The sequence below is a fragment of the Streptomyces sp. NPDC091416 genome, assembly GCF_044756845.1.
Classification (GTDB): Bacteria; Actinomycetota; Actinomycetes; order Streptomycetales; family Streptomycetaceae; genus Streptomyces.
Map to the genome: position 1 here is coordinate 404,875 of NZ_JBIVTU010000001.1, position 16,819 is coordinate 421,693.

Consider the following 16,819-nt stretch of genomic DNA (forward strand, 5'->3'; position numbering starts at 1 on the left):
ATGCGCGAATCCGGGGTACAGTGGTATTGCGCCTACTGAGCATTTTGCAACTGCTCGTTGCGCGAAATTGAATGAGGATGCCCGGTCGGTGGCCCGATCGGCTCCGACCCGACAGCCCTCCACGCGGTGCGTGCGACACGTACGACCGCAGATGAGGGGCCCCCTCAGCGGCACGAGCGCTCGAGCGACGGCAGTGGTCCCGCGCCACCCGGCCCATCCACGGCCGGATGACCAACCCCGGCACGGTACGACCCCCTTCGTTCGCCTCGGACCGCGTTTCACAGAAGAGGCAGCACGCTGACTACGTTCCGAGACCTCGGGATCCTTTCCGAGACGGCCGAAGCCCTTGAGGCCGTCGGCATCACGTCCCCCTTCCCCATCCAGGAGATGACGCTCCCCGTAGCGCTCTCCGGCTCCGATGTCATCGGGCAGGCCAAGACCGGCACCGGCAAGACGCTCGGTTTCGGCCTGCCGCTGCTGGAGCGCGTCACCGTCCTCGCGGACGTCGAGGCGGGCCGGGCCCAGCCCGAGAAGCTGACCGACGCCCCGCAGGCGCTCATCGTCGTCCCCACCCGCGAGCTCTGCCAGCAGGTCACCAATGACCTGCAGACCGCCGGCAAGGTGCGTAACGTCCGCGTGCTCGCCATCTACGGCGGCCGGGCGTACGAGCCCCAGGTCGAGGCCCTCAAGAAGGGCGTCGACGTGATCGTCGGCACCCCGGGCCGCCTGCTCGACCTGGCCGGACAGCGCAAGCTGGACCTCTCGCGGGTCCGCGCCCTCGTCCTCGACGAGGCCGACGAGATGCTGGACCTGGGCTTCCTGCCCGACGTCGAGCGCATCATCACGATGCTGCCGGCGAAGCGCCAGACGATGCTGTTCTCGGCGACCATGCCGGGCGCGGTCATCAGCCTCGCGCGCCGCTACATGTCGCAGCCGACCCACATCAACGCCACGTCGCCCGACGACGAGGGCACGACGGTCAAGAACACCGAGCAGTTCGTCTACCGCGCGCACAACATGGACAAGCCCGAGATGGTCTCGCGCATCCTGCAGGCCAACGGCCGCGGACTCGCGATGATCTTCTGCCGCACCAAGCGCACCGCGGCCGACATCGCCGAGCAGCTGGAGAAGCGCGGTTTCGCCTCCGGCGCCGTCCACGGAGACCTCGGCCAGGGCGCCCGCGAGCAGGCGCTGCGCGCCTTCCGCAACGGCAAGGTCGACGTGCTCGTCTGCACCGACGTCGCGGCCCGCGGTATCGATGTCGAGGGTGTCACCCACGTCATCAACTACCAGTCGCCCGAGGACGAGAAGACCTACCTGCACCGGATCGGCCGGACCGGCCGCGCGGGTGCCAAGGGCATCGCGATCACTCTGGTCGACTGGGACGACATCCCGCGCTGGCAGCTGATCAACAAGGCCCTGGACCTGAAGTTCCCGGACCCGCCGGAGACGTACTCCACGTCGCCGCACCTGTACGAGCAGCTCGACATCCCGGCCGGCACCAAGGGTGTCCTGCCGCGTACGGAGCGGACCCGTGCGGGTCTGCGGGCCGAGGAGATCGAGGATCTCGGCGAGACGGGCGGCCGCGGCCGCAAGTCCGCCGCCGCGTCGGCCCCCGCGGTCCGCGAGGAGCGTCCCGCGCGTACGCCGCGCCAGCGCCGTCGCACCCGGGGCGGTTCGAGCGCGGAGGAGGGCGCCGTGACGGTGCCCGCACCCGCCGCGGAGATCGCCGAGGCCCCCGTGGCAACGGACGGCCCGTCCGAGCCCCGCACCCCGCGCCGTCGCCGGCGCAGCCGTGTCGGCGCCGCGGACATCGCCGCCGCCGAGGCAGCGGTCGCGGTGACGGAGGCTCCGGCCGTGGTCATCGACACCGAGCCCGAAGCCGCTCCCGAGCCGAAGAAGCGGACGAGGACCAGGGCCGCCAAGGCGGAGGTCGTGGTCGACACCGAGCCCGAGGCCGTTCCCGAGGCGAAGCCGCGCCGGCGCCGCGCCGCCCGGGTCGCCAAGCCCGCGGAGGAGGCCGACTTCCAGATCGCTCCCGTGGCCGAGCCCGCACCGGTCGCCGCGACGGTGACCAAGCCGCGCCGCCGCGCCCGGGTGATCAAGCCCGCCGAGGACGAGGTCGACTTCCAGATCGCCCCGATCTCCGAGCCCGAGCCGGACTCCCGCTCCCGCCGCCGCCCCCGTGCGGCAGCGAAGCCGAAGACGGAGGCCGTGGTTCAGGCACCGGCCGCCGAGGGCGAGGCCAAGCCGCGCCGCCGCCGGTCCCCCCGGACGGCTGCCGCCAAGTCCGAGGGCTGAGCACGCGTCGACGACCGCCCGGACGGGCCCGAGGGTTTCCCTCGGGCCCGTCCGGCGTTCCACGGCATGACGGAGCCCACGCACGGCCGTACCCTCGTGCCATGAGCAGGCCACCCACCTTCATCCCGCCGCCCTGCGCCCGCCCCCGCACCCTGCACACCGGGCGCGGGGACTTCGCCGTCCTGGACGCCGTCCCGCGTACGCGACCGCGGGGCACCGTACTCCTCCTGCCCGGGTTCACCGGCAGCAAGGAGGACTTCATCGCGCTGCTCCAGCCGCTGGCCGAGGCCGGCTACCGCGCCGTCACGATCGACGGGCGCGGCCAGTACGAGACGGACGGGACGGATCGTCAGGAGTCCTACGCTCAGGGTGAGTTGGCCCGGGATGTGCTCGCGCAGACGGCAGCGCTCGGTCTCGGCGAGAAAACGGCCGACCTGCTCGGCCACTCGCTCGGCGGGCAGATCGCGCGCGCTGCCGTACTGCTGGACCGCGCGCCGTTCCGTTCGCTCACCCTGATGTCCTCCGGTCCCGCCGAGGTCGTCGAGGCGCAGCAGGTCAAACTGAAGATCCTCGGTGACGCGCTCGCCACGATGAGCATGGACGACGTCTGGACCGCCATGCGCGCCCTCGACCCGCCGGCCGAGGCGGAGACGGGCGGCGAGGAACTGCGGCAGCGCTGGCTGCGCCACCGGCCGGCCCAGCTGATCGCCACCGGCCGGCAGCTGGCCACCGAGCCGGACCGGGTGGCCGAGCTCGCCGCCACGGGACTGCCGGTCCATGTGATCTCCGGCGAGCGCGACGACGTCTGGCCGGTGCCGCTGCTCGACGAGACGGCGGTACGTCTCGGGGCTCGCCGGACCCGGATCGAGGGCGCCGAGCACTCCCCCAACACGGACCGGCCGGAGCCGACGGCGGCCGCACTCGTCTCCTTCTGGGACAGCCTGTGAGGGACGCCCGGGACAGCGTCTGAGGGACGTCCGGGACCGCCTGCGAGCGGCGCCCGGGCCGGCCTGTGGGCGAGCGCGCGGACATGCGGGGCACCGCCCCCGGGCGGCCCGGCGTCAGTACTGCGCCTGGAGGTGCTGCCAGAAGCCGTCGCGCAGCGCCCGGCGCAGATGGGCGTGGCCGCGCAGCGAGTGCTGGAGCAGCCGCTCGGCCTCGACCAGCAGGTCCTGGTCGACGGAGCCCGGCAGATACGGGTGCCCGGGCAGCAGGTCGGCCAGGGACTCACGGCCGCGGGCGGAGAGCCAGGTGGCCGCGATCTGCGCCCCGACGAATCGGACGTCCTCGCGCGCGGGCGCCGGGCCGTCCTCCTCGTAGGTGGTGACGGGGCGTCTGGTCACGTACGGGCGGCAGAAGTCGAGGTCGAAGGTGCGCTGGCTGTCGACCTCCCAGAGCAGCGGTTCGGCCTGGTTGCGCCCTTCCCCGGCCTCGATGCCCCACAGGTGGACCCGGGCCCCGTATCCCTGCGCCGCCTCGACGGCCGACACCAGGTCCTCGTCGCCGCCGACCAGGGCGGCATCGCTGATGGCGCGGTGCCGGGCGAGGGATTCGAGGTCGGTGCGGATGAGTGAGTCGACGCCCTTCTGCTGGTTGTTGGCGTTGAGGTTGCCCAGCCTGACCTTGACGTCGGGGAGTTCGGCGATGGACTGCTGCTCGACGGTGTGGATGCGGCGCCTGGCTCCGTCGTACCAGTAGACGCGCAGCAGCCTGCTGTCCGCGAAGATGGTGCGGGCCTTGTCGATGAACGCCTCGATCAGCCCTTCGGCGTCGAGGTCGAAGGAGCGCCGGTCCTCGGTGCCGGTGACGAGCAGTCCGGCAGCGGCGTACACATAACCGGCGTCCACGAAGATCGCGTGGGTCGACGGGGTCTTCGACACCTCCGCGAGCACCCGCAGGAGCAGTTCGTTGGTGCGGTCCAGACGATCGGCGGTCTCTGCCTCGTTCATACGGACCTCGCCGCGGAGACCGTGGTCCGCGCCCGCTCGGTTACCTGCTGGTACTTAGACATCCAAAAAATTTCCTTAGCGTAGGGAATGATTGCAGGAGGCAAGCCGTTGTACCCACCGTGGGGCGCGGGACAGGGATGCCTGTGCGCTCCACATCCTTGCGGACGGGCCACCCGTCCTCCCAGTAGTTCTCCAGCAGGAGGATCAGACGAAGGGAAGCCGTATGCGCTTCGAGATCATGCGACTCGACGATGTCGACGGTACCGCCGTGGACAGCACCGTCGTGGACGCCGCCTCCGTCAACCGGATCGTGCAGCAGGCCGCAGCAATCGGCCAGCGCATCTATATCCGCCCGGCCGAAACCTCGGCTTCGTAACGCATTGCCGACGTAACAAAGACGCCGACGTACAAAGACGAAGCGCCCCCGCACGGAAGATCCGTGCGGGGGCGCTGTGGTGTCCGGGCCCGGTCAGGCGTCCTGGATGACCTGGGTGACGCCGTTGATGATCTGCTGGACGGCGATGGCGGACAGCATCATCCCGGCCAGCCTGGTGACCAGTACGACGCCGCCGTCCTTGATGACCCTGATGATCAGCAGCGAGTAGCGCATGGTCAGCCAGAGCACGACATGCATGACGATGATCGCCGTCCAGACCGAGACCTGGCCCGCGACGGTGTCGGCGTGCTGCACCGCGAGGATCACCGAGACGATCGCACCGGGACCGGCGAGCAGCGGCATCCCGAGGGGGACGAGTGCCACGTTGACGTCCTTGGTCTGCGTCGGCTCGTCGGTCTTGCCGGTCAGCAGGTCGAGCGCGATCAGCAGCAGGAGCAGTCCGCCCGCGATCATCAGCGCGGGAACGGAGACGTGGAGATAGTCCAGGATCTGCTGGCCGAGCAGACCGAAGACGGCGATGACACCGAAGGCGACGGCGACCGCCTGCAGCGCCATTCTGCGCTGCATCCGGGCGGGGCGGCCCGCGGTGAGTGCGAGGAAGATCGGGGTGATCCCGGGCGGATCCATAATCACAAAAAGGGTGAGAAAAAGGGATCCGAAGACAGCGACGTCGAACACAGTGAGCCTTGCGAGGAGAGAGCGGAAACGCGGTGGGGGGAGAGGCGCCGCACGACTGCCGGACCGGCCTTCGCGGCGCGGGGCGGGGACGAGCGGTGTCACGCGGACGCGGGGCAGCGCGGGCGTGAGCGGTGAAGGGTGGCGCGTGGGCCGTTGCTTACGGCGCGGCGGGTCCGCCGGCGCCCGGCACCGGGAAGGCTCCCGTGGCGCGCCGGGTGATCTCGCCGTAGATCTCCGGGTCGGTGGTGTACGCGCCGAGCGCCACGGTCTTGCGGCTGCCGTGGTAGTCGCTGGACCCGGTCGTGAGCAGGCCCAGCTCGCGGGCGAGTCCGCGCAGCCGGGCCCGGGTGGGCTCGTCGTGGTCCATGTGGTCGACCTCGATGCCGTCGAGCCCGGCGGCGGCGAGTTCCGCCATCGACGACTCGGGGACCACCTCACCGCGCTTGACGGCCGCCGGGTGAGCGAAGACGGTGACGCCACCGGCGGCCTTGACCAGCCGGATCGCGTCGAAGGGGTCGAGCTCGTGCTTCTCGGCGTACGCGCGTCCGCCGTCGGCGAGCCACTCGGGCGTGAAGGCGTCGGAGACGGTCTCCACGACGCCGAGCTCGACGAGCGCGGTGGCGATGTGAGGCCGCCCGACCGAGCCGTCGCCCGCGATCCGGGCGACCTGCTCCCATTCGACCGGGACGCCGAGCTCCTGGAGCTTGCGCACCATGGTCCGCGCGCGCGGCACCCGGTCGTCGCGCACCAGCTCGCGCTCGCGGGCCAGTTCGGGCTCGTCGGGATCGAAGAGGTACGCCAGCATGTGCAGCCCCACGCCGTCGATCCGGCACGAGAGCTCGGCGCCGGTGACCAGGGTGAGACCCTCGGGCAGTGCGGCCTTCGCCGCGGCGTGACCGCGGACGGTGTCGTGGTCGGTGAGAGCGACGACGTCGAGGCCTGCGGCGGCCGCGTTGCGCACCAGTTCCGCGGGGGTGTCCGTACCGTCCGACGCGGTGGAGTGGGTGTGCAGGTCGATGCGCACGACTCGTACTCCTGTGCTCGCGGCCGGGTGGGGGACGCTCAAGGATAACCGGCGCACCGGCCCGCCCCGGTCGCTCAGGGCCCCGTCAGCAGCCGGGGCGTGAGGGCGCCGCAGGGCACCAGGTCGACCTCTCCCCCGGCGTCGCGCAGGTCGGTCAGCACCAGCTCGTCGTACATCAGGAGTCCCGACTGCTCGGGCCAGACGATGGCCCACAGCCAGAGCCCTCGCGCCTCTCCGGCGAAGACCGCCCGGTCGGCGGGGGCGTCCTTCACGTGCCAGAGCGGGGTGGGGCGGCCGGCGGCGAGCACCTTGACGTCCGGCGGTCCGTCGACCCTCAGCAGCGGACCCGGATCCGGCCCGTCGATGCCCGCGTACCGCGCCCCGAGTCCGACACCGAGCTCCTCGGCGACGAGCAGCAGTTCACCGATCCCGCCGAGCGGCCCCGGTCCGGAACAGGCGACAGCGGTGGCCCGGCCGCCGCTGCGGTCGTCCCCGGCGGCCGCGACACCGGTGAAGAGCCAGCCCACCGGCAGCGGCCAGGGCATCCACACCGGCACCTGTGCGCGGTGGACCACCACCCCGAGCGCTTCGACGCTGGGCGGGATGACCGGCTGCATCGGGTGCACGCTGCCGTGTACGTCGCACTGCCAGGTGTCGTCGAAGAAACCGGGCGTCTTGACCCGGCCTCCGCACTTCGGGCAACTGGGTTCGCCCCTCATAGCGACCAACGGTCCTCCCCGGCCGCCCCCGCGTCAAGGACGATCACCCTTCCGCAGCGTGGCTCCGACCAGCAGATTTAGATGTAGTTTGCATTTATTAGACGCTCTAACTTATTCTGTGCACAACACACCGATCTAGTGGAGAGCGAGAGTCCCATGCAGGGAGAGGATCCGTTCGAACAGGGAACGGCGAGCATCCTGCGCCAGCCGAAGGCCGTCTGGGCCACAGCGGGCGCTTCCGTCGTCGCGTTCATGGGAATCGGCCTGGTGGACCCGATTCTCCCGTCCATCGCGAAGGGCCTCGAGGCGACGCCGAGCCAGGTGTCCCTGCTGTTCACCTCGTACTTCCTGATCACGGCCGTCGCGATGCTGGTCACCGGCTTCGTCTCCAGCCGCATCGGAGGACGCAAGACGCTGCTGGCCGGCCTCGCGCTCGTCGTGGTCTTCGCCGCGCTCTCCGGCACCTCGTCCTCCGTCGCCGAGCTCGTCGGCTTCCGGGCCGGCTGGGGCCTGGGCAACGCGCTCTTCGTCTCGACGGCACTCGCCGTGATCGTGGGGGCCGCCGCGGGCGGCAGCTCGGCGGCGATCCTGCTCTACGAGTCGGCGCTCGGCCTCGGCATGGCCTGCGGACCGCTGCTCGGGGCGCTGCTCGGTGACGCCAGCTGGCGCTACCCGTTCTTCGGCACGGCCGCGCTGATGGCGATCGGCTTCGTCTGCATCACGGCGTTCCTGAAGGAACAGCCCAGGCCGGCCCGCAAGACCTCGCTGCTCGACCCGCTCAAGGCCCTCGGCCACCGCGGGCTCGCCTCCGTCGCGACCTCGGCGTTCTTCTACAACTACGCGTTCTTCACGATCCTGGCGTTCACGCCGTTCGTACTGAACATGACGCCGTACAAGTCCGGCGCCGTCTTCTTCGCCTGGGGTCTGCTGCTGGCCGTCTTCTCGGTACTCGTCGCGCCGCGGCTGCAGAAGCGTTTCGGATCGCTCAAGGTGGTCGGCGCCTCCCTGGTGCTGCTCGCCGCGGACCTGGTGATCCTCGGGTACGGCAACCACACGACGGCGATCGTCTGCACCATCGTCTCCGGCGCCTTCATCGGCATGAACAACACCGTCTACACCGAACTGGCGCTCGGGGTCTCCGACGCGCCCCGCCCGGTGGCCAGCGCGGGCTACAACTTCGTCCGCTGGTTCGCGGCCGCCGCCGCGCCCTACCTGGCACCGAAGATCGAGGAGTGGAGCAACATCCACATCCCGTTCGTGGTCGCCGCCGTCGCCGCGGTCATCGGCGCGGTCGTCGTCTGGGCCCGGCGCTCGGCGCTGACGCACGAGGCGGAGGAGCTGGAGCCGGTCCACGCCACCGAGGACGGAGTCACGGTCTTCGCCGGCTGACCGCTCGCACCGCCCTCACGCCCCGCCCGCGGCCCCGGCCGCGGGCGGGGCCTTCGTGTTCCGTCCGTCTCAGTCCAGGGCGGCCGAGGCCCGCAGCGGATCACGCAGATCCGTCCCCTGCGACAGCCACCGCTCCTGGAGTTCCTGCGCCCCGCGGACCCGCTTCCAGGCCGCCTCGTTGTGCGTCATCGGCAGCAACGGCAGGAACCGGACGGGCTCCATGGGCTCGTCCAGTTCCAGATCCTCGACGAGCCCCCCGGGCTCGGCGACCAGCACCGAACCGAACGGCGCCCCGGGCCACAGGGGTTCGCCCACGTCCAGGGAGGCGCCCGGTGCCACGATCACCCCTTCCACCTGCGGAGAGGCCGCCAGCACCGCGAGCTTGCGCAGCACCTGGTCGGTGTCGGCGAGACCGACCCGCACCGAGAGGACCAGTTCGGCTCGCGGACCCTTCACCGGGTCCGCGAGCGTGGCCGTCGGATCGGCCATCGGCTGGGCGGACATCCCGAGGGTGGCGTACCTCACCACATCGCCGTCGATGAACCTGAGCACTTCGATCCGGTCCGTCCCGAGAAACGTCACTGCCGCGCGTGCGTCCGGTTCACCCAGGGCCGTCCGCAGACGTGCCTCGACCAGAGCAAGAATTTCTGCCATGCCGCGAGCATAGGACGCGTATGGAACGGGCAAAGTAAGGGATTGGCCCTGTACCGACTGCTAGCCTGGGGTGCCGGTCGGGACAGCACGCAGAAGCGTCGCTCTCAAGTCCCGACGAAACGTCATCCCCCACGGGGGACCGACCGGAGGAGGTGGGGCTGCGGTGGATCCAAGTCGACCGTGCAGTACCAACCGCTCTTCCGCTCGACACCTTTCCTCTGTGATCTGACGCCTTCTCGGTCAAGGCTCCTGGCATTTCGCACGACGGAAGAGCACTCCTTTTTTGCCTGTCTGTAGCGAACGCCGTCGTCGTGCCTCCGCGGTGCCGCCCGCTTTGCGGACGTGAGCCCACGTCCCCATTCCGGGCTGTTCCACGCCTGCGCAGACGGCCCCTCCGTGAAGGAGCCAGTCATGTCGATGATCCGTGACCTGCGCGCTGTGGTGCGCCCGTCCCTGCGCAAGACCAACCCCCTGCACAACGGTTACGACACCACGCGCGACCCGTCCGCCTCCAGCGCGGTCGTCGACTGCGCGGTCTACCGCGACGGCCGCCGCATCGCCGAGGAGGACGGCACCTGCCGTACGCCGCACGAGGCGATGCTGCGCGTCCGGGAGAAGGGCGGCTTCGCCTGGATCGGCCTCCATGAGCCGACCGAGGAGGAGTTCGCGGGGATCGCCCGGGAGTTCGGGCTGCACCCGCTCGCGGTGGAGGACGCCGTCCACGCCCACCAGCGGCCGAAGCTGGAGCGGTACGACGACACCCTGTTCACCGTCTTCAAGACGATCCACTACGTCGAGCACGCCGAGCTGACCGCGACCAGCGAGGTCGTCGAGACCGGCGAGGTGATGTGCTTCACCGGCCGGGACTTCGTCATCACGGTGCGGCACGGCGGCCACGGCTCGCTGCGCGCGCTGCGCCACCGGCTGCAGGACGACCCCGAGCTGCTCGCCAAGGGGCCGTCCGCGGTCCTGCACTCCATCGCCGACCATGTCGTCGACGGGTACATCGCGGTGGCGGGCGCGGTGCAGGACGACATCGACGAGGTGGAGATCGAGGTCTTCTCCACCCCGGACAAGGGCAGTCCCCGCGGTTCGGACGCCGGCCGGATCTACCAGCTCAAGCGCGAGGTGCTGGAGTTCAAGCGGGCCGTCTCGCCGCTGCTGCGCCCGATGCAGCTGCTCAGCGAGCGGCCGATGCGGCTGATCGACCCGGACATCCAGAAGTACTTCCGTGACGTGGCCGACCACCTGGTCCGGGTGCAGGAGGAGGTCATCGGCTTCGACGAACTGCTGAACTCGATCCTCCAGGCCAACCTGGCGCAGGCGACCGTCGCGCAGAACGAGGACATGCGCAAGATCACGTCCTGGGCGGCCATCATCGCCGTGCCGACGATGATCTGCGGGGTCTACGGCATGAACTTCAAGCACATGCCGGAGCTGCGCTGGACGTACGGGTACCCGATGGTGCTGGGCTTCATCGGCGTGGTCTGCTTCTCCATCCACCGCATGCTCAAGCGCAACGGCTGGCTCTGACCGCCCCGGGGCCGTCCTCCGGGCGACGGCGGAAGTGTGACGGCAGGGCTCGGCCGGCCGGTCTAAGCTCTGGCCCATGACTGCTGCTGACGCGCTGCTCGGACCCGCCCTCGTCGAGGAGGCCACCAAGAAGTCGGGCCTCATCTGGGTACGCGGCACCGGCCCCGCGCGGGCGTTGTGGCACGTGTGGCACGAGGGCGCGGCGCATCTCGTCGGGGACGGGCCCGGCGAGCAGCCGCTCCCGGCCGGGCTCGCCGACGGGGCCACCGCGGAGGTGACCGTACGCAGCAAGGACAAGGGTGGCCGGCTCGTCGCCTGGTCGGCCTCGGTGGCGCAGCTCGCCCCGCACTCCGAGGAGTGGGAGGCCTCGGTCGCCGAGCTCAAGGGCAAACGGCTCAACGCGCCGGATGCCGAGCAGATGCCCGGGCGCTGGGCGCGCGAGTGCCGGGTCCTCACGCTGACGCCGCTCGACTCCCGTACCGAACTGCCCGACACCTCGGGGGCGGCTGCCCCGCTGCCCACCACCGCGACCACCCGGCTGCCGGTGCCGGCCGGGCTGCCGCGGCTGCTGAAGAAGTCCCTGCGCGGGTCGTAGCTACGAGGAGGAGGAGGACGACTTCGGCAGCTGCTGCCCGTAGTCGACCGTCTCGTCCTCGGCCGGGGCAGCCAGAGCGAAGTCCTTGCCCCAGTCGGCGAGCGTGATGACGCCGCCCCCGCCACCGCGGGCGAAGCTCAGCGGGTACGGGGTGCCCTCCAGGGACACGTCCAGGGCGCCGCCCTCGCCCGCGCCGCCCAGGATCCGGATGGTGCGCACCCCGCCGGCCTTGTCGCGGTCGCCCTTGCCGACCTTGCCGTGCAGCGTGAGCAGCCCGTCGAGCAGCATCTTCTTGTCGGTGAAGCCGCGCAGCTGCTTGTACGTGGGGTCGTCCTCGGGGACCTTCACGTACTTGTCGTCCAGCTTGTCGGCGGCGGCTCCCCCCGCGTCGCCCGCCTGCCCGCCCGCCTTCTGGCCGTCGTCGTGGCTCCAGAAGCCGGCATCGGCCTTGAGATAGAGCTCGTCGCCGATCCGCAGCAGCTCGAAGGTGCTGTTCTTCGAGGTGACGGAGCCCACACCGCCCTTGTCCTTGAGCTTCATGTCGATCTTGTACGTGCCGCCCTTGCTCACCAGCGTGCCGGCCAGCCGGACCGCGTCCGCGGAGTCCGCCGCCGTCCGGGCCTTCTTCTCGATCTCCGGTCCGGTCAGTTTGCCTATGCCGTTGGTCCCCTTGTCCGGATCCTCACCCGCGCACGCGGTCAGGGCCGCGGTCAGCCCTGCGCAGAGCACGAGGGCGAGGGTGGCGGTCCGGCGGCGAGCCCGGACGGGCGGGACGGAAGAGGTCACAGGCGCACTGCCTCTCATCTGCATGGCGGGGGTGGCAGACGGCAGCGTACCCGTGTGGCCTACGTCTTCCGGCAGAGAGCCGTACGGACGGTTCGCCCGGGCGTCGCGGAGTGGTACGGGCTAGCCTGATCACGTCATAAGGGTGCAAGAGCTGTCGGAACAGACCGGTTGCGTACACGCGTCGGCGGAGAAGGAGGCGCACGCATGGCCCCAGGCACGCCCCGCGTCTTCGTCTCGCATCTGTCCGGCGTCCCCGTCTTCGACCCCAACGGCGACCAGGTGGGCCGGGTGCGTGACCTGGTCGCGATGCTCCGGGTCGGCGGCCGGCCGCCCCGGCTGCTCGGCATCGTCGTCGAGGTGGTGAGCCGGCGCCGGATCTTCCTTCCGATGACCCGGGTGACCGGCATCGAGTCGGGCCAGGTCATCACCACCGGCGTGGTCAACATGCGGCGGTTCGAACAGCGGCCCACCGAACGTCTGGTGCTCGGCGAGTTCCTCGACCGGCGGGTCAGTCTGGTGGAGACGGGCGAGGAGGTCACCATCCTGGACGTGGCCATCCAGCAGCTGCCGGCCCGTCGCGACTGGGAGATCGACAAGTACTTCGTCCGCAAGGGCCGAGGCGGGGCGCTGCGCCGCAAGGGCGAGACGCTGACCGTCGAGTGGTCGGCGGTCAGCGGATTCTCGCTGGAGGAGCACGGGCAGGGCGCGGAGTCGCTCGTCGCCACGTTCGAGAAGCTGCGCCCCACCGATGTGGCCAACGCCCTGCACCATCTGTCCCCCAAGCGCAGGGCGGAGGTCGCCGCCGCCCTGGACGACGACCGGCTCGCCGACGTCCTGGAGGAGCTCCCCGAGGACGACCAGGTGGAGATCATCGGCAAGCTGAAGGAGGAGCGCGCCGCGGACGTCCTGGAGGCGATGGACCCCGATGACGCGGCCGACCTGCTCTCCGAGCTGCCCGAGGCGGACAAGGAGCGGCTGCTGACACTGATGCGCCCGGACGACGCGGCCGATGTGCGGCGTCTCATGTCGTACGAGGAGCGGACCGCCGGCGGTCTGATGACCACCGAGCCGATCATCCTGCGCCCGGACGCGACGGTGGCCGACGCGCTCGCCCGGGTCCGCCAGTCCGACCTCTCCCCGGCGCTCGCCGCCCAGGTGTACGTGTGCCGGTCGCCGGACGAGACGCCCACGGGCAAGTACCTGGGCACGGTGCATTTCCAGCGGCTGCTGCGCGACCCGCCGTTCACCCTGGTCAGCTCGCTCGTCGACAGCGATCTGGTGGCGCTGCCCCCGGACACCCCGCTGTCGGTGGTGACGAGTTATCTGGCGGCGTACAACATGGTCTCGGTGCCCGTGGTGGACGAGAGCGGCTCGCTGCTGGGCGCGGTGACGGTCGACGACGTCCTGGACCACCTGCTGCCCGACGACTGGCGGGAGACCGACTTCCACGGCCGCGAGGGGGTGCCCGGTGACCGGTGAGGACCGCTCCAGGGCGTCGAACGGCTCGACGGCGCTGACCCGCACCCCCAGGAACCGGCTGGACCAGCCCAAGGCCCCACGCCGGCGGCTGCTGCCGGAGTACGACCCGGAGGCCTTCGGCCGGTTCTCGGAGCGCATCGCGCGCTTCCTGGGCACCGGCCGGTTCATCGTCTGGATGACGCTGATCATCATCCTGTGGGTGGTGTGGAACATCTTCGCGCCCGGGAACCTGCGGTTCGACGAGTACCCGTTCATCTTCCTGACCCTGATGCTGTCGCTCCAGGCCTCGTACGCGGCCCCGCTGATCCTGCTCGCGCAGAACCGGCAGGACGACCGCGACCGGGTCACCCACGAGCAGGACCGCAAGCAGAACGAGCGCTCCATCGCCGACACCGAGTACCTGACCAGGGAGATCGCCGCGCTGCGGATGGGCCTGGGCGAGGTCGCCACGCGCGACTGGATCCGGTCCGAACTGGAGGACCTGGTGAAGGACCTCGACGACCGGCGGGCCCTGTTCCCGGCCGAGAGTGACGAAGACCGCTGACAGGGCTACCCGCGCGTAGCGGCAAGCGCCGTAACATCGTCGGTATGGCTACGGAAGACGCGGTGCTTGAGGCACTGGCGACAGTGAACGACCCGGAGATCCACCGTCCGATCACCGAACTCGGCATGGTGAAATCGGTCGAGATCGATCCTGACGGTGTGGTCGCTGTCACGGTGTATCTCACCGTCTCCGGGTGTCCGATGCGCGAGACGATCACGAAGAACGTGACGGACGCGGTGGCCCGGGTCGAGGGGGTGTCCCGGGTCGAGGTCACGCTCGACGTCATGAGTGACGAGCAGCGCAAGGACCTGGCGGCCTCGCTGCGCGGCGGCACGGCCGAGCGCGAGGTGCCGTTCGCCAAGCCCGGTTCGCTGACCCGGGTCTACGCGGTGGCGTCCGGCAAGGGCGGCGTCGGCAAGTCCTCGGTGACGGTGAACCTCGCGGCCGCGATGGCGGCCGACGGGCTCAAGGTCGGGGTCGTGGACGCGGACATCTACGGGCACAGCGTGCCCCGGATGCTCGGTGCCGACGGCAAGCCGACCCAGGTCGAGAACATGATCATGCCGCCGTCCTCGCACGGCGTGAAGGTCATCTCCATCGGCATGTTCACCCCGGGCAACAGCCCGGTCGTGTGGCGCGGCCCGATGCTGCACCGCGCGCTCCAGCAGTTCCTCGCCGATGTGTACTGGGGCGACCTGGACGTCCTGCTGCTCGACCTGCCGCCGGGCACGGGTGACATCGCGATCTCCGTGGCCCAGCTGGTGCCGAACGCGGAGATCCTGGTCGTCACGACCCCGCAGCAGGCCGCCGCCGAGGTGGCCGAGCGGGCCGGCTCGATCGCCGTGCAGACCCATCAGAAGATCGTCGGTGTCGTCGAGAACATGTCGGGCATGCCGTGCCCGCACTGCGACGAGATGGTCGACGTGTTCGGCTCGGGCGGCGGCGCCCGGGTGGCCGAGGGCCTGACGAAGACGGTCGGTGCCGAGGTTCCGGTGCTCGGCTCCATCCCGATCGACGTACGGCTGCGCGAAGGCGGCGACGAGGGCAAGCCCGTCGTGCTCTCCGACCCCGACTCCCCGGCCGGCAAGGCCCTGCGCTCCATCGCCGACAAGCTGGGCGGCCGTCAGCGCGGCCTGTCCGGCATGTCACTGGGCATCACCCCGCGCAACAAGTTCTGAGAGTCCGGCCTCGCCGGCGTCGAGGCGGGGGTGGGGGGGGGCGCCCCCCCCCCCCCCCCCCCCCCCCCCCCCCCCCCCCCCCCACCCCCCCACCCCCCCCCCCCCCCCCCCCCCCACCCACCCACCCCCCCCCCCCCCCCCCCCCCCCCCCCCCGGGGCCCCCCCCCCCCCCCGCCCCCCCCCCCCGGGGGGGGCGCCCCCCCCCCCCCGCGGGGGGGGGGGGGGGCGGGCCCCCCCCCCCCCACCCCCGCACCTCGGACGCCCGCGGGACCTGAGATCTACGCGTCGTACGACGCGATGTCCTCGACGACCGAGAACCCCAGCCCGTACGCGCTCATCCCCCGCCCGTACGCCCCGATGTGCACGCCGTGCGCCGACCCCGCCAGTACCCAGCCGAACTCGGACTCGCGGTAGTGGAAGGGCACCGGCACACCGTCGACCGGCAGCGAGAGCGCGGACCACGCGGGGCCGTCCAGGTCGTCGGCGAGCTCGAACGCCGTCTCCGTCTGCTGGTCCAGCCAGTCGTCGCGCAGGGTGTGGTCCATCTGCGGGGGCCAGGTGTAGGCGAGCAGGCCGGAGCCGGCCAGCCAGGCCGCCGAGGAGACGGTCGTGGCGTCCAGGACCCCCGTGCCGTCACCGCTGCGCCGTACCGGGCTGCTGGCCACGGTGACGACCACCGCGAAGCGCTGTTTGTCCGCGCCCAAGTCGCCGCCCCGTACCGAGGGCTCGTCACCGTGACCGGTCGAACCGTGCTGCACGGTGCCGTCCGCCGCGGTGCCCACCTGCATCAGCCAGCGGCGCCCGGTGAAGGCCTCGTCCAGTCCGTACCACGGGAACGGCGCCTGCAGATAGCCGTCGACCGTGAGCCGGGCCGCCGGCACCCCCTCCGCCGTGGCTGTGTCCGGCGCACCATCCGCGCCCACCCGACTCGTTGTCTCCATCTGCCCGGCCGCCTCCTCGATCGTCAAGGTCCGGAGCGGCCCGCCCCCCGCGGGCGTAACTCACCACCGGACAGATGGAGAATAGCCATACCGTCCGGACGAGTCGGGATTGACGTGTGTCAGGTGGCGTCTGCGTCGAACGGCGGGTGGTCGGTCTTGGTGGGCTGCTCGCGCTTCTTGAGCAGGTCGGGAGCGCCTGCCGAGCCATTGGCCGCGGTGACCGCGGCAGCGCCCGACACGCCCGTCTTCGCCTCCGCGGCAGGAGTCTCGCGCCCGTTCACCGCGTCGGCGACCTCGGCGACCTCCTTGCGCAGGTCGAAGCTCTCCCGGATCTCCTTCAGCCCGAGGTCGTCGTTGCCGTCCATGAGCTGCTTGCGGACGAACGTCTTCGGGTTCAGGTCCTCGAACTCGAAGTCCTTGAACTCCGGGCCGAGCTCCGTACGGATGTCTTCCTTGGCGCTCTCCGAGAACTCCCGGATCTTGCGGATGAAACGCGAGGCGTCCTGGATGACCTTGGGGAGCTTGTCCGGGCCGAAGACGAGCACGCCGATGATGGCGAGCGCCACCAGCTCCAGTGGGCCTATGTCATTGAACACCTTGCGGCTCCTCGTGTTCTCCGCGACCAGGTCGGATGGGGGTCCGGACTCGGCCC

17 protein-coding genes are annotated in these 16,819 nt (G+C 70.9%); 9 read left to right on the forward strand and 8 right to left on the reverse strand.

Annotated elements, in window-relative coordinates; genetic code table 11:
* Nucleotides 1–387 precede the first annotated feature (387 nt).
* Nucleotides 388–2,301, forward strand: a complete 1,914-nt coding sequence (locus ACIQMX_RS01565) for a DEAD/DEAH box helicase (RefSeq protein ID WP_363066548.1) — start codon at nucleotides 388–390, stop codon at nucleotides 2,299–2,301.
* Nucleotides 2,302–2,402: 101 nt separating this feature from the next.
* The gene (locus ACIQMX_RS01570; RefSeq protein WP_363066549.1) at nucleotides 2,403–3,248 is read left to right on the forward strand and encodes an alpha/beta hydrolase; all 846 of its coding nucleotides are present in this window, start codon (nucleotides 2,403–2,405) and stop codon (nucleotides 3,246–3,248) included.
* 114 nt (nucleotides 3,249–3,362) lie between these two features.
* On the opposite strand, the gene ACIQMX_RS01575 is transcribed toward ACIQMX_RS01570, so the two are convergent.
* Nucleotides 3,363–4,250 (reverse strand): NYN domain-containing protein, encoded by an 888-nt coding sequence (locus tag ACIQMX_RS01575; protein ID WP_363066550.1) that lies wholly within the window; start codon nucleotides 4,248–4,250, stop codon nucleotides 3,363–3,365.
* Between the two features lie 223 nt (nucleotides 4,251–4,473).
* On the opposite strand from ACIQMX_RS01575, the gene ACIQMX_RS01580 reads away from it, so the two are divergent.
* Complete coding sequence (locus ACIQMX_RS01580) at nucleotides 4,474–4,626, forward strand: hypothetical protein (protein WP_177328023.1); 153 nt, start codon at nucleotides 4,474–4,476, stop codon at nucleotides 4,624–4,626.
* 93 nt (nucleotides 4,627–4,719) lie between these two features.
* Here the strand turns inward: ACIQMX_RS01580 and ACIQMX_RS01585 are convergent, their stop codons facing one another.
* From ACIQMX_RS01585 to ACIQMX_RS01595, 3 genes are all read right to left on the reverse strand, one after another.
* The gene (locus ACIQMX_RS01585; protein ID WP_402474338.1) at nucleotides 4,720–5,325 is read right to left on the reverse strand and encodes a MarC family protein; all 606 of its coding nucleotides are present in this window, start codon (nucleotides 5,323–5,325) and stop codon (nucleotides 4,720–4,722) included.
* A 157-nt stretch (nucleotides 5,326–5,482) separates the two neighbouring features.
* Nucleotides 5,483–6,349, reverse strand: a complete 867-nt coding sequence (locus ACIQMX_RS01590) for a PHP domain-containing protein (protein WP_363066552.1) — start codon at nucleotides 6,347–6,349, stop codon at nucleotides 5,483–5,485.
* A 74-nt stretch (nucleotides 6,350–6,423) separates the two neighbouring features.
* On the reverse strand, nucleotides 6,424–7,068 hold the full coding sequence (locus ACIQMX_RS01595; protein ID WP_363066553.1) for a DUF6758 family protein: 645 nt from the start codon (nucleotides 7,066–7,068) through the stop codon (nucleotides 6,424–6,426).
* A 156-nt stretch (nucleotides 7,069–7,224) separates the two neighbouring features.
* Here ACIQMX_RS01595 and ACIQMX_RS01600 point away from each other — a divergent pair, with 156 nt between their 5' ends.
* Nucleotides 7,225–8,457 carry an MFS transporter gene (locus ACIQMX_RS01600; RefSeq protein WP_363066554.1) on the forward strand — a complete coding sequence of 411 codons (1,233 nt, stop codon included), beginning with the start codon at nucleotides 7,225–7,227 and terminating at the stop codon, nucleotides 8,455–8,457.
* A gap of 69 nt (nucleotides 8,458–8,526) precedes the next feature.
* Here ACIQMX_RS01600 and ACIQMX_RS01605 read toward each other — a convergent pair whose 3' ends face one another.
* Nucleotides 8,527–9,111 (reverse strand): suppressor of fused domain protein, encoded by a 585-nt coding sequence (locus ACIQMX_RS01605; protein ID WP_363066555.1) that lies wholly within the window; start codon nucleotides 9,109–9,111, stop codon nucleotides 8,527–8,529.
* A gap of 411 nt (nucleotides 9,112–9,522) precedes the next feature.
* Here ACIQMX_RS01605 and ACIQMX_RS01610 point away from each other — a divergent pair, with 411 nt between their 5' ends.
* Together ACIQMX_RS01610 and ACIQMX_RS01615 are read left to right on the forward strand one after the other, a co-directional pair.
* Nucleotides 9,523–10,644, forward strand: a complete 1,122-nt coding sequence (locus ACIQMX_RS01610; RefSeq protein WP_363066556.1) for a magnesium and cobalt transport protein CorA — start codon at nucleotides 9,523–9,525, stop codon at nucleotides 10,642–10,644.
* A gap of 76 nt (nucleotides 10,645–10,720) precedes the next feature.
* Complete coding sequence (locus tag ACIQMX_RS01615; protein WP_402474340.1) at nucleotides 10,721–11,239, forward strand: hypothetical protein; 519 nt, start codon at nucleotides 10,721–10,723, stop codon at nucleotides 11,237–11,239.
* On the opposite strand, the gene ACIQMX_RS01620 is transcribed toward ACIQMX_RS01615, so the two are convergent.
* Entirely contained in the window at nucleotides 11,240–12,025 is a 786-nt protein-coding gene (locus tag ACIQMX_RS01620) for a hypothetical protein (protein WP_402474341.1), read from the reverse strand. It lies immediately after the preceding gene.
* A 204-nt stretch (nucleotides 12,026–12,229) separates the two neighbouring features.
* Here ACIQMX_RS01620 and ACIQMX_RS01625 point away from each other — a divergent pair, with 204 nt between their 5' ends.
* Genes ACIQMX_RS01625 through ACIQMX_RS01635 form a run of 3 tightly spaced genes read left to right on the forward strand, consistent with a single transcriptional unit; the run spans nucleotide 12,230 to nucleotide 15,226 of the window.
* Nucleotides 12,230–13,504, forward strand: a complete 1,275-nt coding sequence (locus ACIQMX_RS01625) for a magnesium transporter MgtE N-terminal domain-containing protein (protein ID WP_363066559.1) — start codon at nucleotides 12,230–12,232, stop codon at nucleotides 13,502–13,504.
* Nucleotides 13,494–14,048: a DUF1003 domain-containing protein gene (locus ACIQMX_RS01630; protein WP_363066560.1), complete on the forward strand. Its 555-nt coding sequence runs from the start codon at nucleotides 13,494–13,496 to the stop codon at nucleotides 14,046–14,048. Before ACIQMX_RS01625 ends, ACIQMX_RS01630 begins: the two co-directional genes overlap by 11 nt.
* Nucleotides 14,049–14,092: 44 nt before the next feature.
* Entirely contained in the window at nucleotides 14,093–15,226 is a 1,134-nt protein-coding gene (locus tag ACIQMX_RS01635) for an Mrp/NBP35 family ATP-binding protein (protein WP_363066561.1), read from the forward strand.
* Between the two features lie 278 nt (nucleotides 15,227–15,504).
* Here the strand turns inward: ACIQMX_RS01635 and ACIQMX_RS01640 are convergent, their stop codons facing one another.
* Together ACIQMX_RS01640 and ACIQMX_RS01645 are read right to left on the reverse strand one after the other, a co-directional pair.
* On the reverse strand, nucleotides 15,505–16,167 hold the full coding sequence (locus ACIQMX_RS01640) for a hypothetical protein (protein ID WP_363066562.1): 663 nt from the start codon (nucleotides 16,165–16,167) through the stop codon (nucleotides 15,505–15,507).
* 119 nt (nucleotides 16,168–16,286) lie between these two features.
* Complete coding sequence (locus ACIQMX_RS01645; protein WP_363066563.1) at nucleotides 16,287–16,763, reverse strand: sec-independent translocase; 477 nt, start codon at nucleotides 16,761–16,763, stop codon at nucleotides 16,287–16,289.
* Nucleotides 16,764–16,819: the final 56 nt, after the last annotated feature.

Bases quoted from the DNA above. Each gene is read 5' to 3' on its own strand.
- ACIQMX_RS01600 (WP_363066554.1), top strand. From the start codon at position 7,225: ATGCAGGGAGAGGATCCGTTCGAACAGGGAACGGCGAGCATCCTGCGC.
- ACIQMX_RS01580 (WP_177328023.1), top strand. From the start codon at position 4,474: ATGCGCTTCGAGATCATGCGACTCGACGATGTCGACGGTACCGCCGTG.
- ACIQMX_RS01595 (WP_363066553.1), bottom strand. From the start codon at position 7,068: ATGAGGGGCGAACCCAGTTGCCCGAAGTGCGGAGGCCGGGTCAAGACG.
- ACIQMX_RS01575 (WP_363066550.1), bottom strand. From the start codon at position 4,250: ATGAACGAGGCAGAGACCGCCGATCGTCTGGACCGCACCAACGAACTG.
- ACIQMX_RS01625 (WP_363066559.1), top strand. From the start codon at position 12,230: ATGGCCCCAGGCACGCCCCGCGTCTTCGTCTCGCATCTGTCCGGCGTC.
- ACIQMX_RS01610 (WP_363066556.1), top strand. From the start codon at position 9,523: ATGTCGATGATCCGTGACCTGCGCGCTGTGGTGCGCCCGTCCCTGCGC.
- ACIQMX_RS01565 (WP_363066548.1), top strand. From the start codon at position 388: ATGACGCTCCCCGTAGCGCTCTCCGGCTCCGATGTCATCGGGCAGGCC.
- ACIQMX_RS01570 (WP_363066549.1), top strand. From the start codon at position 2,403: ATGAGCAGGCCACCCACCTTCATCCCGCCGCCCTGCGCCCGCCCCCGC.
- ACIQMX_RS01635 (WP_363066561.1), top strand. From the start codon at position 14,093: ATGGCTACGGAAGACGCGGTGCTTGAGGCACTGGCGACAGTGAACGAC.
- ACIQMX_RS01640 (WP_363066562.1), bottom strand. From the start codon at position 16,167: ATGGAGACAACGAGTCGGGTGGGCGCGGATGGTGCGCCGGACACAGCC.
- ACIQMX_RS01615 (WP_402474340.1), top strand. From the start codon at position 10,721: ATGACTGCTGCTGACGCGCTGCTCGGACCCGCCCTCGTCGAGGAGGCC.
- ACIQMX_RS01605 (WP_363066555.1), bottom strand. From the start codon at position 9,111: ATGGCAGAAATTCTTGCTCTGGTCGAGGCACGTCTGCGGACGGCCCTG.